Origin of the sequence: Streptomyces sp. BoleA5, from assembly GCF_000373665.1 — a bacterium.
In the GTDB taxonomy this organism is placed as follows: domain Bacteria; phylum Actinomycetota; class Actinomycetes; order Streptomycetales; family Streptomycetaceae; genus Actinacidiphila.
The window spans coordinates 440,373-461,924 of the sequence record NZ_KB892091.1 but is presented as its reverse complement, the minus strand read 5'-3'; the positions used below and the strand labels follow the sequence as shown (position 1 = coordinate 461,924).

Here is a 21,552-nt window from a genome sequence, read left to right as displayed (position 1 = left end):
CCGAGTGACCACGGCACCTTCCCCTGACCGCCCAGCGTCCACGCGACCCGGCCGGCGGCCGGCCAGGCCGGAGGCGTGCCGCACAGCGAAGCCAACTCCTCACCAACGAGGTACCCATGCGGATTCCTGTACTCGCACTCACCGCGGCGTCGGCCATGGTGGCCGCCCTCGCCCTGCCGGCCGGAGCCACGGCCGCCACGTCGGCCGCGGCCGGGACAGACGGCGGCGGCCGCCGCTTCGACCAGCCGTATGCCGGGTTCGCGCCCGCGGGCACCGTGCTGCGGCCGGCCTCTCCCAGGGCCGCCGGGCTCGACCCCGCCCCGATCGCCGCCTTCGAGGAGCAGGTCGCCGCCTGGGCGGACCCGGCGAGCGGCGCCGGCTACCTCTTCCCCGGCGCCACCAGTCTGATGGTCCACGACGGCAAGGTCGTCGAGCGCGGTGCCACCGGCTACGCGACGCGGTACTCGGCCCCGCAGACCGAGTTGCCGAAGGACCGGTGGACACCCGCGCGTACCGACACCATCTACGATCTGGCCTCGCTGTCGAAGCTGTTCACGTCCCTGGTGGCCGTACAGCAACTGGAGGCCGGAAGGATCCGGCTCGACAGCCCGGTCGCCGAGTACCTGCCCGAGTTCGCGGTGAACGGCAAGGGCGCCATCACCGTCAGGCAGTTGCTCACCCACACCTCCGGCCTCGCACCCGACCCCGAGCCGGCGCTGTGGCAGGGCTACCCCGACATCCCGTCACGGGTGAAGGCCATTCTGGACACCACGCCGGTGAACCCGGCCGGGACCACGTACACCTACTCCGACCTCAACATGCTCACGATGCAGCTGGTGCTGGAGAAGGTGACCGGCCGCAGCCTCGACACCCTCGTCCGCGAGGACATCACCCGGCCCCTGCACATGACCGACACGGGATACAACCCACCGGCCTCGAAGCTGCCGCGGATCGCCGCGACCGAGTACGAGACCACCCCCGCACGGGGCCTGGTGCACGGTCAGGTGCACGACGAGAACGCCTGGGCCATGGGCGGCGTCGCCGGGCACGCGGGCGTCTTCTCCACCGTCGACGACCTCGCCGTACTGGCCCAGGCCATCCTCAACGGCGGCACCTACCGCGGCCACCGGGTCCTCAGCCGGCACGGTGTCTCGCTGCTGGAGGAGAACTTCAACCAGGCCTTCCCCGGCGACTCCCACGGCCTCGGCTTCGAGCTGGACCAGATCTGGTACATGAGCGGTCTGTCCGGCCCGCGCACGATGGGTCACACCGGCTTCACGGGCACCTCGCTGGTCATCGACCCCGAGTCGCGGTCGTTCGCCGTCCTGCTGACCAACCGGGTCCACGCCACACGCACCACCCCGTCCACCAACGCCGCCCGCCGCGGTATCGCCGGGGCCCTCGCCCAGGCGATGCCGGTCAAGGCGCCCGGCGGCGGCCGCTCGTGGTTCTCGGGACAGGGCGGTGGTGCCACCAGCACGCTGACCACCGGTCCGCTGAACGCCTCCGGGACGGTCGACGTCGACTTCAGGTCCTTCGTGAACACCGAATCGACGGATCGCCTCCGTCTCGAGGCCAGCTCCGACGGCGGCGCGACCTGGCAGCCCGTGGCGCTGCGGGTCACCGGTACCGGTGCTCCCGCCGACGACGTCACCTCGTTGTCCGGGCAGGCCGTACGCGCCTGGTGGCGGGTGCACGCGGAGGTCCCGGACGCGGCGTCCGGTCTGGAACTGCGCTGGCGCTACACCACCGACTCGGTCTACGAGGGGCGCGGTGTCAACCTCAGCGGGCTGCGGGTCACCGACGGGACACACGTCCTGCTCGACGGCGACAAGCCGGGCGCCCCGCTGACCTCGGCCGGTTGGCGGGAACTCCCGGCGGGCGGCGGGCACTGACGCCCGCGCCGGGGCGCCGGCTCCGCGTTGACCTGCGGCAGGGCCCTCAGTAGGTTTCCCGCGTGGTGACCGAGAACACGGCTGACGACCTGCAGGACAGCGCCCTCCTGGTGCGCATCCGCTCGCTCCTGCCCGGCCTCGCCCGGGCGGAGCAGCGGGTCGCCCGGGCGGTGCTGGACAGCCCCGCCCGGACGGCCCGCCGGAGCATCTCCGAGGCGGCCGCCGCGGCGGGCACCAGCGAGACCACGGTGATCCGGTTCTGCAAGTCGGTCGGTCTGGACGGGTATCCCGCACTGCGGATCGCCATGGCCGCCGAGGCCGCCCGCGCCGGGGCGCGCGCCGAGAGCCACCTGGGCGACGACATCACCTCCACCGACGACCTGGCCGGCATCGTCGGCAAGGTCGCCTTCGCCGACGCCCGGGCGGTGGAGGAGACCGGCGCGCAGTTGGACGTGGCGGTGCTCGGCGACGTGGTCGACGCGATGGCGGGCGCGGGACGCGTCGATGTGTACGGAGTGGGCGCGAGCGCCTTCGTGGCCGCCGACTTCCAGCAGAAGCTGCACCGGATCGGAAGAGTCGGCTTCGCCTGGAGCGACACGCAGATCATGCTGACGTCGGCGGCCGTGCTGCGCACCGGGGACGTGGCCTTCGGACTCTCCCACACCGGCGCCACCGCCGACACCGTCGAGGCACTGAGGGTGGCCCGGAGGCACGGAGCCACCACGGTGTCCCTGACCAACTTCCCCCGCTCGCCCATCACCGAGGTCTCCGATCTCGTGCTGACCACCGCGGCGCGCGAGACCACGTTCCGGTCGGGCGCGATGGCCAGCCGCATCGCGCAGCTGACGGTCATCGACTGCCTGTTCATCGGGATCGCGCAGCGGCATCCGGAACAGTCGGGGAAGGCCCTGGCGGCGACGTACGAAGCCGTCAGCGGGCAGCGTCTCGGCCCACGCCCGGCCGGAGGCAGGCGGCCGAGGTGAGCCGCGTCGGGGGGCCTGTACGCCGTCGCGCCGTCAGGTACGCGTTCGAGGATCTCGTGGCAGCCGTCTGCGGAACCGAGCGCGGCGCGGCCCCGCTGCTCTACCGGACGTCCGCGCCCTGCCCGGTCGCCCCGCCCGGTGCGGAGTGCGAGTCGCGCATCGACGCGGACGACCGGCCTCCGACGGCTGGAGGTTTCCGTTAGCTCGACGGATCGTTGACCTTGATCGCTTCGCCCGTGTTGCTGACGAAGACGACCAGCAGTCGCGCGGGCTCCGTACGGCTGGCGTTCTCCGACAGGACATGGTGCGCCCCGGGCGGCTCGATCCAGTAGTCGCCCTGGCGGTAGGTGTGAACAGCCTCGCCGGCGAGCTGGCTGCGCACGGCACCCTTGAGCACGTAGGCGTAGACGAAGGCCTGCCCGTGGTGATGCGGGGGCGTACTCCCGTTGGGCGGATAGTCGACGACGGCCGAGGTGAACGTCTTGCCCTTCACGTTCGGAAGAGCCTGCTCGAACTGGATGGACAGCTTGTCGGGCGGCCTCGTGGACGGCTCCGAGGAGACCGCGGCGGCGGGCGCATCGCCCTCGACGTCCTTTGCCGCGGGAGCGCACGCGGCGACCGCGGCCATGGTGAGACCCGCAGCGAGCAGGCCTCGACGGAACGCCATTCGGGTCATGGCGGCGATCTCCTGTCCTCTTCACGTTCTCCGAGGTAACGGTGCGCGATCCGGTCCGGAACGACTCGACGGATTCCGGTCCGCGCATGCGTACCGCGGCGCCCGGAACCCGTCGAGGAGCCTAAAACGGAATCGGCCCGTCCGCTCGGGCTGCGGATGCCGGCCGGAGGAGTGGACGCGTGCGGAGCGGCAGCCGCCCACCCGTTCCGGGAATGCGCGCCGTCCTCACCCGAGGACCCCGGTACGGGCTACGCCATGACGGGGGTGCGGTGACGCCGACGTGGCCGGGTACGGCCGAGCCCCCGGGGCGGGGCCCGGGGGCGTCAGCGCGGTCTGTCCGCCCTCCCGCGTCAGACGGTGCTGACGACCTCGTCGTAGGCCAGCCGCGGGTTGCGGGCGAACCACGCGTCCGTTCCCGGGTTGCCGATGTTGACGACGGCGAGGACGGAGCGGTCGCCCTCGGGGAAGAACTCCTTGTCGATCGCGTCGGCGTCGAAGCCGGTCATCGGGCCGGCGGCGAGACCTGCGGCGCGGACGCCGATGATGAAATAGCCCACCTGCAGCGCGGCGTTGAGGGCGGCCGAGCGCTCACGGACCGTGCGCTCGGCGAAGAAGACGTCCTTCGCCTGCGGGAAGTGCGGGAAGACGGTGGGCAGCTGCTCGTGGAACTCGTTGTCGGCGGCGAGCAGGGCGACGAGCGGGGCGGATTCGGTCTTCTTCCTGTTGCCCTCGGCCATGTGCCGGACCAGGCGCGCGCGGGCGTCGTCGGAACGGACCAGGACCATCCGCAGCGGCTGCTGGTTCATGGAGGTCGGACCGTACTTGACCAGGTCGTAGATCTCCTGGACCTGCTCGTCGGTGACCGGGGCGTCGGTGAAGGTGTTGGCGGTGCGCGCCTCACGGAAGAGCAGGTCCTGTGCGGCGGGGTCGAGCACGAGCGTCATGGCGGTTCCTCGGGTCGGTGCGGTCGGAACGGGTGACGGGAGTGAGGGACGCCGGGCGGACCCGGCCCACCGGAACTGGGCAGCCGCGCCGAGCAGATACACACCGGTGGCGGTGGCCCCGACCAGCCCCCACAGCGGGAGGCCGGAGAGGGTATGCGCCAGCAGCCGGCACAGCGCGGCGCCGAGGGCGACCGTGGGCAGGTGCAGTGCGGCCCACACCGGCCCTGCCGGGGGTGCCGTGGGGGCCAGTGGGCGTCCGGCGCCTCCGTGGGCGGCGGCCCCGACCGCCACGTAGGTGAGCGTGGCGCCGGTGAGCAGCGCCAGCGCCTGCGTGGCGGACGGTGTGTCCCGTGCGGACACGGTGACCGCGGTGGCCGTCCACAGCGCCAGGGTGTAGCCGTGAGGTGCCGCGCCGGCCGCCACGACACCCTGGAGAGAGCCGCGGTATCCGCGTGCGGTCGTCATGGTCACTCACTCCCGGAACTGGGCGGGGCGGCCACCGGGCCGGTGGCCTGCCCCGTCACCAGCATCGGGAGGGGTGGCAGGGCCGGGCATCGCCCATTCAAGGGATCTCGGCGGCCCGTTCGCTCAAGGCCGGTCGGTACCGGCGCGCGCCCGTTCCACCGCCAACCGGGTCAGTTCGACACGGGTGTTGATGCCGAGCTTGGTGAAGACGTGCTTCAGATGGGTGTTGACCGTGTGGACGGACACGTAGAGGCGGTCGGCGACGGCCCGGTTGGTGAGCCCTTCCGCGACGAGCGGCACCACCTTCAGCTCGGACTCCGTCAGGCTCTCCCAGCCGGAGGTGGCGGTCGCCCGGCGTGTCATGGCGGCGGCGCGCACCCCGAGGTCCCGCAGGAGGCGGCGGACGCGCTCGTGGTCGTGGACGGCCCCGATCGCGGCGGTGAGGCGTGCCGCCTCCTCCAGCGCGGCGACCGCTTCGTCGGAACGGCCCCGCGTCGCGGCCAGGAGGGCGCCCAGGTCCTCGTGGGCCGCGGCCAGTGCCGGAAGGCGGGCGTCGAGACGGTGTCCGGCGACGGCGGCCCGCAGTGCCGCGGGGTCGTCGTGGAGGAGCCCGTCGATGTGGTCCCGTACGGCGAGGACGACGCCCTGGTCGCGGTTCTCCTCGGCGACGGCGTGTACCACCGAGGCCATCTCCCCGGCCGTCGCGCGGTCCCCGCCGCGCAGTGCCGTGCGGGCCAGCGCGGGCCAGTGGCCCGGGGGCAGGGAGAGCAGCCAGGCCCTTCGGTCCCCGGAGCGGAAGGCGCCGATCGCCTCGGCCGCGGCGCCGGCGCGTCCCTGGGCCCGCAGCACGCGGGCGTGGGCGAGCGCCGTCCAGGGGCCGTAGGGGGTGCCGCCGGGGGTGGTCGCCGTCGCCGCCCGCAGATGGGCCCCGGCCTGGGTGATGTCGCCGCGAGCGGTGTCGACGAGGGCCAGGACCGCGCGGGCGAGGGGCACAGCGCGGGCGGTCTCCAGTTCGGCGGCGACCGCCAGGCAGGCTTCGGCCTCCACGGCCGCGTCGTCCAGGGCGCCGCCTTCCAGCAAGGTGACGGCCTGGCAGGCGTGCCAGTGGGGCAGCGACCAGCCGAGGCCGAGGGACTCGGCGGACCGCCGGCCCTCGCGCAGGACGCGTGTGGTGTCCTCCAACCGGTCGGTGGACACCAGGGCGACGGCGAGCCACAGCGCGGGGATGCGGGGCGGCCGCAGCCGCAGTTCGTCGGCGGTCGTGGCGGCACGCAGGGTGGCGTGCTCGGCGAGTTCGAGGGCGCGGGACAAGTGGCCGCGGTAGAAGGCGGTCTGCGACTGGAAGACCATGGCGCTGACGACGACGGCCGGATCGGGGCTGCGGTACGCCGCCTCGACCAGCCCGGTGTCCGTCTCCTCGGCGGCCGCGATCTCGCGGCGGTGGATGTGCGCGGTCGCCTTGGCCTTGAGCAGCCGCACGCGCAGGTCCTCGGGCAGGTCGGGCAGCTCCAGGGCCCGCTCCAGATGCGTCATGGCCGCCGCGTCGTCGCCCGCCGCCTGGTGGATCTCGCCGCCGACCAGCCGCAGCGCGGCCTCCTGGGCGGGTGCCGGCCCCTCGGAGATGGTGGCGTCGACCAGTTCGAGCGCCTCCGTGACCCGCCGGGTCCAGCCGAGGAGTTCGGCGGCGTTCGTCAGCAGCTCGACGCGCCGCGCGTCATGGGCGGGCAGCAGGTCCGCGGCCTGGCGGGCGAGGTCCGCGGCGGAGCCCGGGACGGTGCGCGACAGGTCCCGGACCGCGGTGGTCAGGGTGTGCAGGGACGCGTCGTCGATGGCCCCTCCGGCGAGGACGAGGTGCCAGGCGATCTCCGCCCGGTCCCCGCCGCCGTCCCGCAGGGCGTCGGCCGCGTCCCGGTGCAGGGCCACTCGCAGGGGCAGCGGGAGCTCGTCGTGGACGGCCTGCCGGATCAGGTCGTGCCGGAAGGCGAACCGGCGGCCCGCGCCGACCAGCAGCTGCGCGCGCATGACACCGTCCACGGCGGACAGCAGCCCGCCGACCGGCCTGCCGAGCATGCGGGCGACGGTGCCGAGGTCGAATGCGCGGCCCAGTACCGAGCCGATCTGCAGCAGATGCCGCGCGTCCTCGGGGAGCCGGTCCAGCCGCTCCTGGACGCCGCGCCGGAATCCGGCGGGAATCTCCCGGGTCAGGGGGGTCGCGGTGCCGCCGTGGAATCCGAGCGCGTCGGCGTCGCGCAGCGAACGCAGGAGTTCGATGGCCAGGAAGGGGTTGCCCGCGCTGCCGTCCAGCAGCCGGGACAGGGCGGGGGTGGGCGCGGCCCCGAGGACGTCCGCCGCCAGCTGCCCCAGTGCCGCGGCCGGCAGCGGCCCGAGGGTCACCCCCTGCGCCCCCCGGTCGCGCAGCGCCCGGCTCATCCGGGTGACGTCGGCCCGTGCGGCGTCGGAGCGTACGGCGATCACCCACAGGACCCGGGACGCCGCCAGCCGTCCGGGCAGCGTCCGCAGGGCGAACAAGGTGGCCGGGTCCGCCCATTGGGCGTCGTCGACGAGCACCGCCACCGGGGCGCGCTGCGAGCGCTCCTCCAGGGCGTCGGTGATGCCGTCCAGCAGCCACAGGCGCCGGTCGCCGGCGATGTCGGGGGACCCGCCGGCAGCGGCGGCGGGGCCGTGCACCGCGGAGTACAGCGCGGCCAGCGGGGCGTACTGGTCGAGTTCGTCCGCCCGCACCCACAGGACGTCGAACCCCGCCGCGCCCGCCAGCTCGTCCAGGCGGGTCAGCAGTCCGCTCTTGCCGGTGCCGGACGCGCCCTCCAGGAGGACGCACGTGCCCTCCCCGCGCAGTACCGAGTCCAGGGCCGCGCGCAGGGCGGCGATCTCGTCGTCGCGGCCCCTCAGGCGGGGGGAGTACGTCGTCCGGGAGACCGCATCGTGCATGCCGCAATCGTGCCGCAGGCGCCCGGCCTCCTCAACGGCGGAGAGCCCGCGACCGGTGGTTTCACCCGGGGTGAAGTCCCGCGGCGGGGCGCGTTCTCACCCCGTCGGGGCGCAGGCTCCGTCCCGTCCAGATCGCGTGTCCCGGAAAGGAGCACGACGTGCGTACAGGCAAGGAATACCTGGCGGCGCTCGACGACGGCCGGAAGCTGTGGGTGGGCGACGAACTCGTCGACAACGTCGCCACACACCCGAAGACCAGGGCGTACGCCCGGCGGATCGCCGAGTTCTACGACCTCCACCACCGCGCGGACCTGCAGGACGTCATGACGTTCGTGGACGAGGACGGCGTCCGGCGGTCCATGACCTGGTTCCAGCACCGCAGCAAGGACGACCTCAAGCGCAAGCGGCGCTACATCGAGACCGTGCTGCGCGAGCTGGGCGGAGGCGCGACCCCGCGCACGCCCGACGTCAACAACTACGTCCTGCTGACGTACGTCGACGACCCGGAGCCGTGGAGCAGCCAGGCCGTGGGCACCGGTGGCCGTGACCTCACCGAGGGGATCCGCGACTTCTGGAACGTCGTTCGGGACGGCGACCTCAACACGACGCCGGCGTTCGTGGACCCGCAGACCGACCGCTCCCGGGAGTCCGCGCAGGCGGAGTCGCCCGCGCTCAAGGTGGTGGCCACCTCGGACGAGGGCATCACCGTGCGGGGCGTGAAGGCGATCGGCACCGGCGCGGCCTTCGGCGACTGGATCCACATCGGCGTGTTCTACCGCCCCGGCATCCAGGCGGAGCAGGTCGTCTTCGGCGCCGTCCCCCCCAACGCGCCCGGCGTCACCATCATCTGCCGCGAGAGCAACGTCCGCGACGGCGAGGACGTCGAGCACCCGCTGGCCTCGCAGGGCGACGAGCTGGACAGCGTCATCCTCTTCGAGGACGTGCTGATCCCCTGGGACCGGGTGTTCCACATCGGCAACCCCCAGCACGCCGCGCTGTACCCGCAGCGCGTCTTCGACTGGCTGCACTACCAGGCGCTGGTGCGGCAGATGGTGCGCGCCGAGCTGATGCTGGGGCTCACTCTCCTGATCACCGAGCACATCGGCACGTACCAACTGCCCCCGGTGCAGGCGCGCATCTCGCAGTTCGCCGGGTTCCACCAGACGCTGAAGGCCCATGTGATCGCCTGCGAGGAGGAGGGCTTCACCACCCCGGGCGGCCTGTACAAGCCGAACGTCCTGATGTTCGACTACGGGCGGGCGTACTACCTGGAGAACATCGCCCGCATGGTCAACGAGGTGATCGACCTGGCCGGACGCGCCTCGCTGATCTTCCCCACCGAGGGGCAGTGGCAGCGCCCGGAGCTGCGGCCCTGGCTGGAGGCACTGCAGACCGGCCCGGCCGGCAGGCCGCACGACCGGCTGAAGATCAGCCGGGTGATCCGTGACCTGTTCCTGTCCGACTGGGGCGACCGCATCAGCACGTTCGAGAACTTCAACGGCACGCCGCTGCTGGCGATCCGCACGCTCACCATGAAGCGCGCCGAACTGTCCCCGAGCGGGCCGATCGCCGACCTCGCCCGGAAGCTGTGCGGCATCGACGGCGCCACCGAGGAGCAGGACACCGCGTACACGGCCCAGGCGGACTACGCCCGCCGGCAGGACGCCTCGTAGGCGGTGCCGGGCCCGGGATGCAGCATGCCGCACTCCCGGGCCCGGGCCACCGCGCCGCTGCGGCTGTGCGTGCCGAGCTTCCGGAAGACCGCACTCACCTGAGTCTTCACCGTGTTGCGGGACACGTGCAGCTCAGCGGCGATCTCCCGCAGCGTGAGCGGGCCGCACAACGCGCGCAGGATCCGGCGCTCCCCGGGGGACAGGTCCTGCGCCCGCGGCGGCAGCGGCCGGGCGGCGGCCGGGGCGGGCCGGGCCGTTCGCAGGCGCTCGAGCAGACCGCCGAGCACCTGCGGAACGGCACCCCCTTCGTCCTGTGCGGGCAAGGGCACGGTGCCGCGAAGGCCGCGCGGCAGCCCCGACGCGATGACGCCGGCCAGTGCCCGCAGTGGCGGCTCGCCGCCGTGGACGGTCGCCGTGAGCGCCCTCGTGGCGCCGGCCAGGGCCTCGGCGGCCTCGGCACGGGCGCCGGGGGCGAGGTCGTCCAACAGCAGCCCCGCCCGGCACAGTTGGGCGGGCGCGGTAGTGAAGTGGCCGGTCAGCCCCTCGGCACGGGCCGCGTCCAGCGCCTGCTCCACGAGGGTACGCGCCCGTGCCGGGCGCCCGGCCAGATAGGCGCACAGGGCCCGCGAGCCCAGGGCACGGACCAGTACCAGCGTGTGCCGGGCGCCGTGCGCGTCGCGGACCGCCTCGGTGAGGCGGACGTCCGCCTCCTCGGTACGCCCCTGCCACAGCAGTGCGGTGCCCTGCGCGACGAGGGCCAGCGCCCGCCAGCCGGTCAGCGAAGAGGCACCGTGAACGTCGCCCGCGCCGGACAGGGCCGGGCCTTCCCCTCGCAGACAGCGGACGAGGGCACGGGCCACGGCCGCCGCCTGCGCCACGGTCCCCCCGTCCCCCACGGTGCCCTGCCAGGAGGGCCGGGCCTTCGCCACGTCGAGCCAGCGCTCCGCCGCCTCGGGGTCCCCCTCGCACAGCGCGGTCATCGCCGCCACGACGCACAGCCGGGCGTCGGAGCGGACCGCGCGAGGGGGCAGCATGCCGAGCCACCGCGCGACGTCCGCGGTCCGGCCCCCCGCCAGTGCCTCCTCCCAGGCGTCGAGGACGGTCGCGACCGCGCCCGGGGAGTCGCCGGCCTGGACGAAGTGCCGTACGGCGGACGTCGTGCGCTGCTGTTCGCGATACCAGCGCGCGGCCGCGTGGTGCAGTGCCGCTGCTCCTCCGGGCTCCTCGGCGGCCAGGAGCCCGGCCAGTACGGAGCGCAACGCCCGGTGATGGCGGTAGGCCCCCGGGGCGGTGGCGGAGGGCAGCAGCAACTGGACGGTCCGTGCGAGTTCCCTCAGCAGGACTCCGGCGTGGTGGCTTCCCGTGACGGCATGGCACGACCCCGGGGTCAGTTCGTGCAGGACACTGGTCCGCAGCAGGAAGGCGCGCTGCTCGGTGGTCAGCCGGTCCAGGACCTCGGTGCCGAGGTAGTCGGCGACGGCGCGGGCCCCGCCGCCAGGGGCGGCGGCCCCGGACGTGGTGTGTGCGCGCCCCAGGACGCAGAGACCCGCCGCCCACCCCTCGGTCCGGTGGTACAGCTCGCGCAGCGTCCGCTCGCCCGGAGGACCGCCGGGCGAGCCGGCCAGCAGGTCGGCGGCCTCCGCGGGGGTGAAGCGCAACTCGTCCGCCCCGAGGTCGGCGACCAGGCCCCGGGCACGCAGCGCCGGGACCGGCGCCCCGGGGAGGTGACGGGTGGCCAGCACGGCCCGCACACCGCCGGGCAGCGCGGTCAGGAAGTCCCCCAGGCAGCGCAGCGCCGCCCTGTCGGTGAGCCGGTCCAGCCCGTCCAGCACCAGGGTGAGCGGCTCGCCCTCGCCCAGCGCGCCCAGGAGGCGGGGCAGCAGGTCCTCGACCCAGGCCTCCAGCGTCCAGGCCCCGGCGGGTGGGGGAGTGGGCAGCCCGGGCCGCAGAGGCCGCAGCGCCGCGAGGATGCCGGCCCACAGCCGTGCCGGGGTGTTGTCGTACGCGTCCACCTCCAGCCACGCCACGCGGCCGTCCCGGGCCTCGAGGGCGCGGGCCCAGTCGGCGAGCAGCACGCTCTTGCCGGCGCCCGGGGGCGCCGAGACGACGACCACGGGTTCGGCCGCCGTGTCGAGGCGGCGCAGCAGTCGCGGCCGCGGCACGAACTGCCTCGGCGGCGTGGGCGGGTGGAGCTTGTGCGCGGCAATGGTGTGCACGGGGCCTCCCATCGGGCCGACCGGTCGGGGCCCCCGGTGCCCGGCGGGCACGACACGGCACCGGGCACCGGGGGGACTTGAGGGGGTCGCGGTCGTCAGAGACCGCTCTGCGGGCTCAGGACACCGAATCCGCCCGCGAAATAGAGCAGCGGGCGGGCCTGTGCCCGGTGCTCGAAGTGCCTGACGTCGCCGACGAAGATGGTGTGGTCGCCACCGGGCAGGGCCTGGGCGACGTCGCAGACCACCGTGGCGATGGCGTCCCGGAGCACCGGCACCCCGTGGTCCTCGTCCACGGCCACGCCGGCGAAGCGGTCCGGCACCGGAGCGGAGAACGTGCGGGCCAGGTGCTCGCAGTCCTCGCCGAGGACGTTGACGGCGAAGCGCCCGTGCTCGGCGATCGCGGTGCGGGTGAACAGGTGGTTGCCGATGCACACGATGAGCTGCAGTGGGTCCAGCGACAGTGCGGAGACCGCACTGGCCGTCATGCCCACAGAGGCGGTTGCGGTCCTGGTGGTGATGACGCTGACCCCGGTGGCCAGGCGTCCCATCGTGGCGCGAAAGGCGACGGACATGTCGAGGGTTTCAGTCATGGGAGACCTCCGGGAAGGAGTGAGCCGAGCCCTGGTGGACGTGGTGAACTGTGCGCCGCCACCTGTTAATGCCGGGGAAACCGCACTGTGGTGGAGGGTTCACGTCTCATCGGCGCAGCCGCTCGACCAGACGTCTCATATCCTGAGACGGACGTACGCCGAGATCGGCCATGGCCCGCAGGTAGCCCCGGTACAGCTCGATGAGTTCGCCGTCGTCCCCGGCCGCCTCGGCACCCGCCAGCGCCAGTCGCCAGGCCTGCTCGCGGTACGGATCGCGGGCCAGCGCCGCCGCCGCCAGCTCCCGGGTCTCGCGGATCCGGCCCAGGCGCAGGGCGACGGCGCCGGCGTCGACCTGCGCCTGGGTGAACGCCGCCGCCAGTTCCTCGCGGCGGGCGTCCAGCCACGGGGTGGAGACGCCCTCGAAGTAGGGGCCCCTTCCCGCCGTCCGCAGCGCCTCCAGCAGGGTGTTGAAGCGGTGTTCGCCGTCCTGCCTGCCGGCCTCCGCCAGCAGGCGCCCGAAGGTGCCCGAGGACCCGGCCGCGGACGCATGGGGCGTCAGCCGGTGCACGTCATCCTCCTGCAGGAGCGCCACCCCCTCGGGCAGCACCTCCCGCAGCCGGTACACCGCCTGCCGCAGGTAGCTGCGCCCGGCGGCATCGCTCCGGCCGGGGAACAGGGACTCGAGCAGCAGCGCGCGTCGTGCGGTCGCCCCCGGTCTGTTCAGCAGGAACGCCAGCAGTTCCGTGCTCTTGGCCAGCCGTGGACGGACCTCCCGCCCGTCCGCGCACAGCCTCACCACCCCGAACTCCTCGAGGATCAGCCGCGGCGAGGCGGGGGCGCTCAGTGCCACCCGCCCCGAGGACAAGGCCGCCACGAGTTCGTGCCAGGGCGAGGAGTGCGAGGGCTCGGCGTCGGCCCTGCGTACGGCGACCGCCGGGACATCGTCCAGCGCCTGCAGCAGCAGATGGCGGCCGCCCCGGGCGGATGCGACACCCAGGGCGAGGTCGGCCGCGGCGTCCGCGGCCTCCGCGTCACCGGCGCGCCACATCGCCTCGCTCAGGTAGACGGCCGCGGTGGGCAGTTCCAGCAGCCGGTTGCCCGTGGTCATGGCGGCGACCGTGACGGCCAGTCGGTGGGCCGCTTCCCCGTCCCGGCCCGCCAGGAGGAGTTGCAGTCCGTGCCAGGTGCCGGCCAGTTCCCCGGTGAAGGCGTACCGGGCACTGCCGTGGCGGGCCGCCTCGGTCAGCGCCCGGGTGGCGCGCGCGACGTCGCCGTCGAGCCGCAGGGCCAGTTTGGCCTCCAGCAGCAGGCTGAGAATCTCGTACACACGTGAGCCGGTCGCCGCGACGGCCCGGCGTCCGGCTTCCAGTGCGGCCCAGGCCTCCTCATGCCGTCCGAGGTCGGCCATCAGCTCCACGTCGTCGATGGCCGTCAGCCACACCGGACGGGGTCCCTCACCAAGGGACGCGTACATCTCGCCGGCCCGGGAGATGCGTCCCGTCGCGCGGAGCGCCGCCACCGTCCAGGGGGCACCGGTCGCCAGGCGCCAGGCGCCTGGCGGAGCGGGGTCGCCCTGCAACTCGTCGATTCTGCCGCCCATGTAGGCGATCCGCATCAGCATGACCTCGACCGGGCCCGCGGCGTCGGCCCGCAGGTCCGGAAGCGGTGTGAGGGGGGTGCCGTCCGCCAGGGACATGAGGGCCGCGGCGATGTCGCGGTGGCGGCCGGGGGACATGACGCGCAGCATCTGCCGGGCCTCGTCGGTCCTGCCCGCGTGCCAGAAGCACCACAGCAGCAGCGCCAGGTCCTCGCTGCCGCCGGGCTGTCCGGGCAGCGCGCCCCACCAGGACGGCCCGTGCTCGTCGGCCAGCCGCAGCCCCCGCCAGCACTGCTCGCGGCCGAACGCGACGCGCAGTGCGGCGGACACGAGCTCCGGGGCCGGGGGGCCGGGCGTGGGCCGCATCCGGTCGAGCCAGCTCTCCGCCGTGGCCAGGTCCAGCCGGTCCAGGACACCGGGCAGGACCTGTTCGGCGGCACGCCGTGCCGCCGCCGGTTCTCCGGCCATCAGCAGTTCCGTCACGGCCTCCTCGTGACGGCCTGACGCTTCCAGCAACGTGGCGTGCCGGCGCCTGAGTTCACGCCGGGCGTTCTCGCCCATGGTGTCGGCGCGCTTGCGCAGGTACCCGCGGAACCGTGGCAGCGGCCGCATGCGCGTGCCGTCGCGGGACCACGCCAGCGGCAGCCGGCGGTGGCGCAGGGCGGCCATGGTGCGGTCCGGGCAGGACAGCCCGAGGGCGTTGGCGGACTCGGCCGTCACCTCGTCCAGCACGCTGGTGGCGACCAGCAGCGCCGCCTCCGCCGCGGTGAGCTGCCGCAGCAGGCCGGCGCAGAGCAGGTCGAGCCGGCCGGCCGCGGGATCGGTGGCCCACCAGTCGTGCAGGACACCGGTGACCCAGCCCTTCATGGCCCGCACCCGGAAATGCGCCTGCTCCTCCAGACCGGCTGGGCGCAGGGCCCGGGCGGCCTCGGAGACGTCGAAGGCGAGGTCGGCGTCGTCGAGGAAGGCCACGCGATGGACGTCGCCGAGACCTGCGATGCCCTCCGGTGGATCCGCCCGGGTGACGAGCACCAGCCGCAGCCGCGGCGGTGGTTGCAGGACGAGCGCACTGAGCGCGTCCTCGGCCGCCGCGCGGCCCGCGATGTGCTCCAGTCCGTCGACCACGAGCGACCCCGTCCCGGTGGCGGGCACCGCCCGCGCCAGACGGCCTCGCAGCGCTTCGGAGGCGATGTCACCGGTGGCGAGGCCGCCCAGCGGGATCCAGGCGGCCGGGCCGGGCAGGGCCCGTGCCGCCTGGAGCACCGCGGTCGTCTTGCCCGCCCCGGCGGAGGCCGCGACGACGAGCACCGGACGCCCGGCCAGCGCCTGAAGGATGCGGCGGGTCACCCGCGGCCGCGGGACGACGCCGGCGGGAAGATCCGGCAGCCCCGGGAGCGGCCCGTCAGGAAGGCCGCGGGTCATGAGCCGACCGTCCCGGCTCGAGCACGAAGGTGTGACGCAGCAGGGTGTAGGGCTCATCTGTCCGCGTGCCGAACGGTCCGGTGCCGGCCGGGTGGCTCGCGTACTCCGTCACCAGCGACTGCTTGACGCCGAAGACCGGGTCCTGGTCCAGGTAGAGGTCGTCGGCGGGGAAGAGCATGGTGGTCACACGCTGGAAGCCCTCGGCGGTGATCATGACGTGCAGGTGCGCGGGACGCATGACGGACCGGCCGGTGGCCCGCATCATCTCGCCCACGGGCCCGTCGTCCGGGATGGGATAGCTCGACGGGCGGATCGAGCGGAAGCGGAAGCGGCCCTCGTCGTCGGTGCGCAGCAGGGCGCGCATGGCGGGGTCCGACAGCCCGGGCACGTCCACGTCGTAGTGGCCGTCCGCGTCGCTGTGCCAGACGTCGATCCCGGCGTTCGCGACCGGTGTGCCGTGGTCGTCGGTGACCAGGCCCTCGAAGAAGAAGGGTGTGCCGGGCAGTCCCCCGGAGATGTCCGCGCCGTCGGCCGCGTGTGGACGGTCGTCGCGGAAGAAGGGGCCGAGGACGCTGTTCTGGGTCGACTCCGCCGCGCGGCGGTTGCCGAGCGCGTCCACCAGCATCGTGATCCCCAGCACGTCGGAGAGCAGGATGAACTCCTGCCGCGTGGGGGTGCACTTCTGCCCTGTGCGGGTGAGGAAGTCCATGCCGCGCGCCCACTCCTGCTCGGTGAGGCCGGTCTCACGGACGAAGTCGTGCGCGTGGCGGACCAGCGCCTCGAGGATGCCGGCGAGGCGGGCGTCCTTCGCTTCGCTGACGGTGGAGATGACGGCCTCGGTGATGGTGGTGTCGGTGAGGTCACGCATGACGGGCTCCCGTCGGGTCGTAGTGAGGGCCGGAGGCGGCCCGGGCCGGGGGTTCGCCGGCCCAGGCCCGTCGGAGGAGGTCGCGCACGGCGTCTCGGTGCACGGGTCGGGGGTTCCAGTAGCCGTCCCGGACGACCAGGTCGGCGGCCTCGGCGATGCCCGATTCGGGCATGCCCAGGTCGCGCAGGGCCCGGGGGGCGCCGATGCCGCGCGCGAAGCGGAAGACGGCGCCCACGGGATCCGGGCCGGGCAGCGCCCGGCTGATCCGGGCCATGGCCGTCTCGGCCGCCGGGGCGTTGTAGGCGACGACGTGGGGAAGTACGACGGCGTGTGTCTGAGCGTGCGGCAGGTCGAAGGAACCGCCAAGGACATGGCACACCTTGTGGTGCAGGGCCATGCCGACGGTGCCCAGGCAGGTCCCGGCCAGCCAGGCACCGTACAGCGCGGTCGCCCGCGCCTCGGTGTCCGCGGGATCGCGCAGGATCTCCGGGAGCGCCACCGCGAGGGCGTCGAGAGCCTCACCGGCCGTCAGGAAGGCGAGCGGGTCGCCGTCCTGGGCGTACAGCGACTCCACGGCGTGGGCCATGGCGTTGAGCCCGCTGACGGCGGCGACGTGGGGCGGCAGGGTGAGGGTGAGATCGACGTCGTACACGACGGTGTCGAGCAGGACCTCGGGCAGCCGCCGGGTGGTCTTCCCGCCGTCCTGGGTCTCGCCCAGGATCGGCGTCATCTCGGAACCGGCGTAGGTGGTCGGGAGGGCGAGGTGCGGAAGCCCGGTGCGCAGCGCGACGGCCTTGCCGAGGCCGATGGCCGAGCCGCCGCCCACCGAGACCAGGCAGTCCGCGTCGGCGGCCCGCGCCGCGTCGACAGCCTTCCCGGTGACCGCCACGGGGGTGTGGGCCGCCGCCTGGTCGAAGACGCCGGCGGTGAGCGCCCCGAGGATCTCACTCACCTCCTCCGCCTGGGCGGTCTGCCCGGGGGTGCACAGCACCAGGGCCCTGCCGCGTCCCAGCGCCTCGACCTCGGTGGCCAGCCCGGCGCGCGTTCCGCTGCCGAAGACCACTTTCGTGATCTGTCCTCTGTGCACGAACGACTTCATGACTGCCCCTCGCATATTTCTTCACCGGAATTGGAGTCTTGTCGTCCGTGCGGTGCGGCGTCAATGAATCCTTCGCGCGACGGTGTTCAGCACGATCCGATTACCTCATTCACGGGACGGATGGTCGGCCGCCCGGGTCGCCGGACGGGAGCGGATATCCCCCATGCTGGTGATGCGCGCAGCACGAAAGCTGTGAACAGGTGCGCGATGCGCTCCGGGTGCGGGCTGCCTCCCACCGGACGCGCAATGCGCGGAACAATTCGACAATGCCGCTCTCCGTGGACAGGCCCGGGTGCGCGGCGAATTCCGGATCAGTCGATCCGCGTATTGGCGCGCGGTTTTTCCCGCTCCTGGATTTCCATCGTGCGCCGTGCGCCCCCGGCCGGGGTGAGGCTCTTCAGGCCGGAGGCCGGATCCAGGTGGGTCAGGTGCGCGACCGCAAGCGCAACCCGTCCAGGAGCCGCCGTGGCGGGCCGGCGCGCAGACACGCGCCGACCACGACGCACACGGCGGCCGCACCGTACGCGCACGTCTGAAGTGAGGTACCGGTCACAAGCCCGCCCCCGAGGTAGAGGACCGTTCCGGCGAGGGTGACCGCCAGCCACTCCCAGCGGCCGTCGAGCGCGACGAGGCCGACCACGAGCAGTGAGTACCAGGGGTAGTTGGGCGAGACCAGCAGCAGTGCCGCACCGGTCACCAGCAGGGCTCCGCGCCAGGGGCGGGCCGGGTCGCCTCGCCGCCATACGTACAGGGCCAGCAGTGCGAGCAGCGCGACCGCGGCCGCTCCCGCGGCGGTGTCCGGCAGCAGCAGGCGCAGCAGCGCGAAGCGGTGCACGTCGCCGGGCTCGTAGCCCTCCTCCGCCAGGTATCCGGGCAGGTAGCCCAGGACGCCGGCGCCCGACGCGGCGACGTACGGCACGTAGGCGAGCGCGACCACGGCGGCCGTCGCCGACACCGTGCGCAGGACACGCGCAGGGCTGCGCTCCCCGGAGAGCGCGCCGGGCAGCGTCAGAAGGGGCAGCAGCTTCACGGCCACGGCGGCACCGAGCAGCGCTCCGCGCCGGGCGCCGGAGGTGGCGGTCCCGAGGGCGAGCACGGTCAGCAGGACGCCGAGGGTGTCGATGTGGGCGTTGTCGACCGCTTCGAAGGGGACGGCCGGGCACCACGCCCACAACGCGGCACGAGCCGGAGCCCGGCGGGGGTCGCCGCGCCGGCGCAGCACCGCGAGGAGGGCGACGGTCGTTGCGAACGCCAGCAGGGCGCCGCCTGCTTGGAGCGGTTTGTGGCGGCTGCCGGGCGGCGAGAGGGCATGGACGGTGACGAACCAGCCTTCGGCCACCGGCGGGTAGATGGTCGGGACGTCGGGGCGGTTGATGCGGGTGCACACGCCGCTGTCCGTTCGGGTCAGTCCCCAGCCCTGGCAGGAGCCCCCGGCGGGGAACAGCCAGGCGTCACGCAGCCCGGCGAGTTCCGGCGCGGCGGGCGTATGGGCGTAGGGCGAGATTCCGGCGGCCTGGACACGGCCGTCCCATGCGTAGCGGTACATGTCGGTGCTGGTGCGCGGCGGGGCGGCGAGCCCGGCGAGCGCCACGGCGGCGGCGCCGGCCAGGACCAGCGCGGTGGCGGCGCGCGCCGGGACCCTGCGGACGGCCCATGCAGCGGCGGCGAACAGCGTCCAGGCGACGGCGTATCCGGCCAGCAGTCGGCCGGGGTGGCTCTGGCTGTCGCCCGCGCGCAGGGTGCCGATGACGACGGCGGCCAGTGCGGCGAGAAGGACCGCGACGGCGACGGTGCGGAGTCGGGCAGGTGTCCGGTTCGCGGCCGCCGGCCGGCCGGACGGCGGGGACCCGTGCTGTGCGGCGGCTGTGTCACTCATGGCCGTCCGGGCCCTTCGGCGGCCGTGAGGCAGGCGTCGCGGTGCCCGGAACGCGGGCGGTGCAGTTCGACGAACGGGCGTCCTTCGGCGGTCCACCGGGCGGCCGGTGTCCACCCCGCCGCCTCGGCGGTGCTCAGCAGGACGGCGCTGCCGACGCGGGCCCAGGGAAAGGGGCGGCCGTGCCGGCCCCGGCTGTCCTCGACCCGGACGGTCAGACGCTCCTCCTCCACGCGCGGCGCGGCCTCCGCCAGGAGGCGCCCGCCGGGCGCGACCAGGGTGCGCAGGCGGGCCAGGAGGGCGAACGGGTCCCCGCCGATGCCGATGTTGCCGTCCAGCAGTAGGACGCTGCCCCAGCGGCCCTCCCCCGGAAGGCGGTCGAACACGGAACGGCGCACGGCGGAGCCCCCATGCCGCCGGGTCCGGGCCACCGCGGCGGGGCTCACGTCCACGCCGAGTGCCCGCACGCCCCGGGCGGCGAGGGCGCAGACCAGGCGTCCCGGTCCGCAGCCCACGTCGAGGACGGGGCCGGTGCAGCGGTTCAGGACGACGGTGTCGGCGGCGTCGGGCACGGCGCACCAGCGCTCCACGTCCAGCGGCAGCAGCTGATCCGCTTCCTCCGCGGTGCCGTACGGCCGCGGCGGCGGCGACAGGCGGCGCAGGAAAAGCGGGCCCCGACCGGTCCGCAGGGCGTGCGCGTAGGGGTCGTCGGACCATGGCTCGCCCGGCCGCGCGGGGATGCCGGGCGGCAGGCCCGTCGTCCGGGTCCTCCGCGGGGCCCCGTTCGGCTGCGTCCGTTCCGCGAGGACGGGATCCGGACCGCCCGCCGTGCCGCTCACCGACCCGCCCTCGCGAGCGAGTCGAGCACGGTGGCGAAGCGCGAGCCCGGCGGGCAGCACGCGGCCACCTCCGCGGCGTCGGCGGCGGTGTCCACATCTCGCAGCACCGGCAGGTCGCCGACGTCGAGCCCCGCTTCGACGAGCCGGCGCCGCTGTGCCGCGCCGGTGTGGGCGGTGGACATCGGCACGCCGCGCACGAGGGCCGCGGCGCAGCCCGGATCGGCGAAGCCCAGCGCCCAGAATCCGCCGTCCTCGGCCGGACCGAACCATGCGTCGTGGCCGTCGTGTCCGGCCTCCGCGAGGAGGTCCGCGGTGAGTTGCGGGGTGTCCATGCCGAGCAGGAGGGCCGGTTCGCGGTCGCAGCAGGCGAAGGCGGCCGCGATCCGTTCGTCCAGGCCGCCGCTTTCCTGGCGTACGACCTCGAAGCCGGGCGGCAGCCATGGACCGGGAGCACCGTCGAGGACGAGGACGCGGCGCCGGGCGGGGGCCCTGAGCACCGTGTGCAGTGTGTCGGTGAGGGCGGCCTGCGCGAGTGCGGCGGCTTCCCGGGGTGTGTAGGGAGGGGTGAGCCGTGTCTTGACCCGCCCCGGGACGGGTTCCTTCGCGATGACCAGCAGTGTGACGGCTCCCGAGGCCGGACCGCGGGCGCTCATCGTTCCGTTGCCCGTCCGGTCGCCGCGGCGGCCACCGAGTCGGCGGCCGGCGGCTCGGCGAGGACGGAACGCATGTCCCGTACCGCCTGCCACGTACCGCGCCAGGTGCCGGTGACCTTGGAGCGGCCCGTGCGCGGCCGGTAGGGGACGTCCGTCTCCGCCACCCGCCAGCCCGCGTCGGCGGCGCGGACCACCATCTGCAGGGGGTAGCCGGAGCGACGGTCCGTCAGGGCCAGGGCGAGCAGGGGCTCACGGCGCGCGGCGCGCATCGGTCCCAGGTCGTGGAGGCGCAGACCGGTGCGCCGCCGGACCATCCGGGCCAACTCCAGGTTGGCCAGCCGGGCGTGCAGGGGCCAGGCGCCGCGTGTCACGGGCCTGCGGCGCCCCAGGACGAGGTCGGCGGTGCCGGCGAGGACGGCTCCGGCGACGGCGGGCAGCAGCGTGGGGTCGAGCGAGGCGTCGCAGTCGCAGAAGCAGACGACGTCCGCTGTCGCGGCGGTGAGGCCCGCGTGGCAGGCGGCCCCGAAACCGTGCCGCGGCTCCTGGACCACGTGCGCCCCGAGGCTGCGGGCGATGTCCGCCGAACCGTCGGTGGACCCGTTGTCGACGACGATCGCGCGCCAGCCCGAGGGGATGCGTTCCAGCACCCAGGGCAGGGCCCCGGCCTCGTCGAGGCAGGGAAGTACCACGTCCACGGCGGCGGGAGGAGAAGGGGGAGTCTCGATCACCCCACTCACCCTACGAGTGCAAAAGCCCCAAAAGGGATCCACGCGTCTTACGGATCCCTGACGTCCGCCACCGTTCCCGCCG

The 21,552-nt window shown here is 74.2% G+C and carries 15 protein-coding genes; 3 read left to right on the top strand and 12 right to left on the bottom strand.

Going from position 1 to position 21,552, the window contains the following annotated elements; translation table 11 throughout:
- Positions 1-116 precede the first annotated feature (116 nt).
- Positions 117-1,895: a serine hydrolase domain-containing protein gene (locus B085_RS0105945; protein WP_018557647.1), complete on the top strand. Its 1,779-nt coding sequence runs from the start codon at positions 117-119 to the stop codon at positions 1,893-1,895.
- A gap of 62 nt (positions 1,896-1,957) precedes the next feature.
- The gene (locus tag B085_RS0105940; protein ID WP_018557646.1) at positions 1,958-2,878 is read left to right on the top strand and encodes a MurR/RpiR family transcriptional regulator; all 921 of its coding nucleotides are present in this window, start codon (positions 1,958-1,960) and stop codon (positions 2,876-2,878) included.
- Positions 2,879-3,077: 199 nt separating this feature from the next.
- Here the strand turns inward: B085_RS0105940 and B085_RS0105935 are convergent, their stop codons facing one another.
- The 3 genes from B085_RS0105935 to B085_RS0105925 form a co-directional block, all read right to left on the bottom strand.
- Positions 3,078-3,554 carry a cupin domain-containing protein gene (locus B085_RS0105935; protein ID WP_234018500.1) on the bottom strand — a complete coding sequence of 159 codons (477 nt, stop codon included), beginning with the start codon at positions 3,552-3,554 and terminating at the stop codon, positions 3,078-3,080.
- A 350-nt stretch (positions 3,555-3,904) separates the two neighbouring features.
- Positions 3,905-4,498 (bottom strand): malonic semialdehyde reductase, encoded by a 594-nt coding sequence (locus B085_RS0105930; RefSeq protein ID WP_026250730.1) that lies wholly within the window; start codon positions 4,496-4,498, stop codon positions 3,905-3,907.
- Positions 4,499-5,086: 588 nt separating this feature from the next.
- On the bottom strand, positions 5,087-7,912 hold the full coding sequence (locus B085_RS0105925) for a helix-turn-helix transcriptional regulator (protein ID WP_018557643.1): 2,826 nt from the start codon (positions 7,910-7,912) through the stop codon (positions 5,087-5,089).
- 158 nt (positions 7,913-8,070) lie between these two features.
- Between B085_RS0105925 and B085_RS0105920 the strand changes: the two genes are divergently transcribed.
- Positions 8,071-9,585, top strand: a complete 1,515-nt coding sequence (locus tag B085_RS0105920; RefSeq protein WP_018557642.1) for a 4-hydroxyphenylacetate 3-hydroxylase family protein — start codon at positions 8,071-8,073, stop codon at positions 9,583-9,585.
- Here B085_RS0105920 and B085_RS0105915 read toward each other — a convergent pair.
- From B085_RS0105915 to B085_RS41390, 9 genes are all read right to left on the bottom strand, one after another.
- Positions 9,558-11,801 carry a LuxR C-terminal-related transcriptional regulator gene (locus B085_RS0105915; protein ID WP_026250729.1) on the bottom strand — a complete coding sequence of 748 codons (2,244 nt, stop codon included), beginning with the start codon at positions 11,799-11,801 and terminating at the stop codon, positions 9,558-9,560. The two genes, B085_RS0105920 and B085_RS0105915, sit on opposite strands and share 28 nt — an antisense overlap.
- Positions 11,802-11,896: 95 nt before the next feature.
- Complete coding sequence (locus tag B085_RS0105910; RefSeq protein WP_026250728.1) at positions 11,897-12,391, bottom strand: flavin reductase family protein; 495 nt, start codon at positions 12,389-12,391, stop codon at positions 11,897-11,899.
- Positions 12,392-12,497: 106 nt separating this feature from the next.
- A complete protein-coding gene (locus tag B085_RS41410; RefSeq protein WP_018557639.1) occupies positions 12,498-15,410 on the bottom strand; it encodes a BTAD domain-containing putative transcriptional regulator in 2,913 nt (970 codons plus the stop codon).
- Positions 15,391-16,278, bottom strand: a complete 888-nt coding sequence (locus B085_RS41405; RefSeq protein ID WP_018557638.1) for a dioxygenase — start codon at positions 16,276-16,278, stop codon at positions 15,391-15,393. The genes B085_RS41410 and B085_RS41405 overlap by 20 nt, the downstream gene beginning before the upstream one ends.
- Positions 16,271-17,377, bottom strand: a complete 1,107-nt coding sequence (locus B085_RS41400; protein ID WP_051101958.1) for a maleylacetate reductase — start codon at positions 17,375-17,377, stop codon at positions 16,271-16,273. The genes B085_RS41405 and B085_RS41400 overlap by 8 nt, the downstream gene beginning before the upstream one ends.
- A 424-nt stretch (positions 17,378-17,801) precedes the next feature.
- On the bottom strand, positions 17,802-19,253 hold the full coding sequence (locus B085_RS0105890; protein WP_018557636.1) for a glycosyltransferase family 87 protein: 1,452 nt from the start codon (positions 19,251-19,253) through the stop codon (positions 17,802-17,804).
- Complete coding sequence (locus B085_RS41395; RefSeq protein ID WP_018557635.1) at positions 19,250-20,089, bottom strand: class I SAM-dependent methyltransferase; 840 nt, start codon at positions 20,087-20,089, stop codon at positions 19,250-19,252. The genes B085_RS0105890 and B085_RS41395 overlap by 4 nt, the downstream gene beginning before the upstream one ends.
- Positions 20,086-20,742 (bottom strand): TIGR04282 family arsenosugar biosynthesis glycosyltransferase, encoded by a 657-nt coding sequence (locus tag B085_RS50500; RefSeq protein WP_018557634.1) that lies wholly within the window; start codon positions 20,740-20,742, stop codon positions 20,086-20,088. Before B085_RS50500 ends, B085_RS41395 begins: the two co-directional genes overlap by 4 nt.
- Positions 20,739-21,467, bottom strand: a complete 729-nt coding sequence (locus B085_RS41390; protein ID WP_037731369.1) for a glycosyltransferase family 2 protein — start codon at positions 21,465-21,467, stop codon at positions 20,739-20,741. The genes B085_RS50500 and B085_RS41390 overlap by 4 nt, the downstream gene beginning before the upstream one ends.
- Positions 21,468-21,552 lie beyond the last annotated feature (85 nt).

Coding starts and splice junctions, on each gene's coding strand:
- B085_RS41410 (WP_018557639.1), bottom strand. CDS start 15,410: ATGACCCGCGGCCTTCCTGACGGGCCGCTCCCGGGGCTGCCGGATCTT.
- B085_RS50500 (WP_018557634.1), bottom strand. CDS start 20,742: ATGAGCGCCCGCGGTCCGGCCTCGGGAGCCGTCACACTGCTGGTCATC.
- B085_RS0105925 (WP_018557643.1), bottom strand. CDS start 7,912: ATGCACGATGCGGTCTCCCGGACGACGTACTCCCCCCGCCTGAGGGGC.
- B085_RS0105945 (WP_018557647.1), top strand. CDS start 117: ATGCGGATTCCTGTACTCGCACTCACCGCGGCGTCGGCCATGGTGGCC.
- B085_RS41400 (WP_051101958.1), bottom strand. CDS start 17,377: ATGAAGTCGTTCGTGCACAGAGGACAGATCACGAAAGTGGTCTTCGGC.
- B085_RS0105930 (WP_026250730.1), bottom strand. CDS start 4,498: ATGACGCTCGTGCTCGACCCCGCCGCACAGGACCTGCTCTTCCGTGAG.
- B085_RS0105935 (WP_234018500.1), bottom strand. CDS start 3,554: ATGACCCGAATGGCGTTCCGTCGAGGCCTGCTCGCTGCGGGTCTCACC.
- B085_RS0105890 (WP_018557636.1), bottom strand. CDS start 19,253: ATGAGTGACACAGCCGCCGCACAGCACGGGTCCCCGCCGTCCGGCCGG.
- B085_RS41405 (WP_018557638.1), bottom strand. CDS start 16,278: ATGCGTGACCTCACCGACACCACCATCACCGAGGCCGTCATCTCCACC.
- B085_RS0105910 (WP_026250728.1), bottom strand. CDS start 12,391: ATGACTGAAACCCTCGACATGTCCGTCGCCTTTCGCGCCACGATGGGA.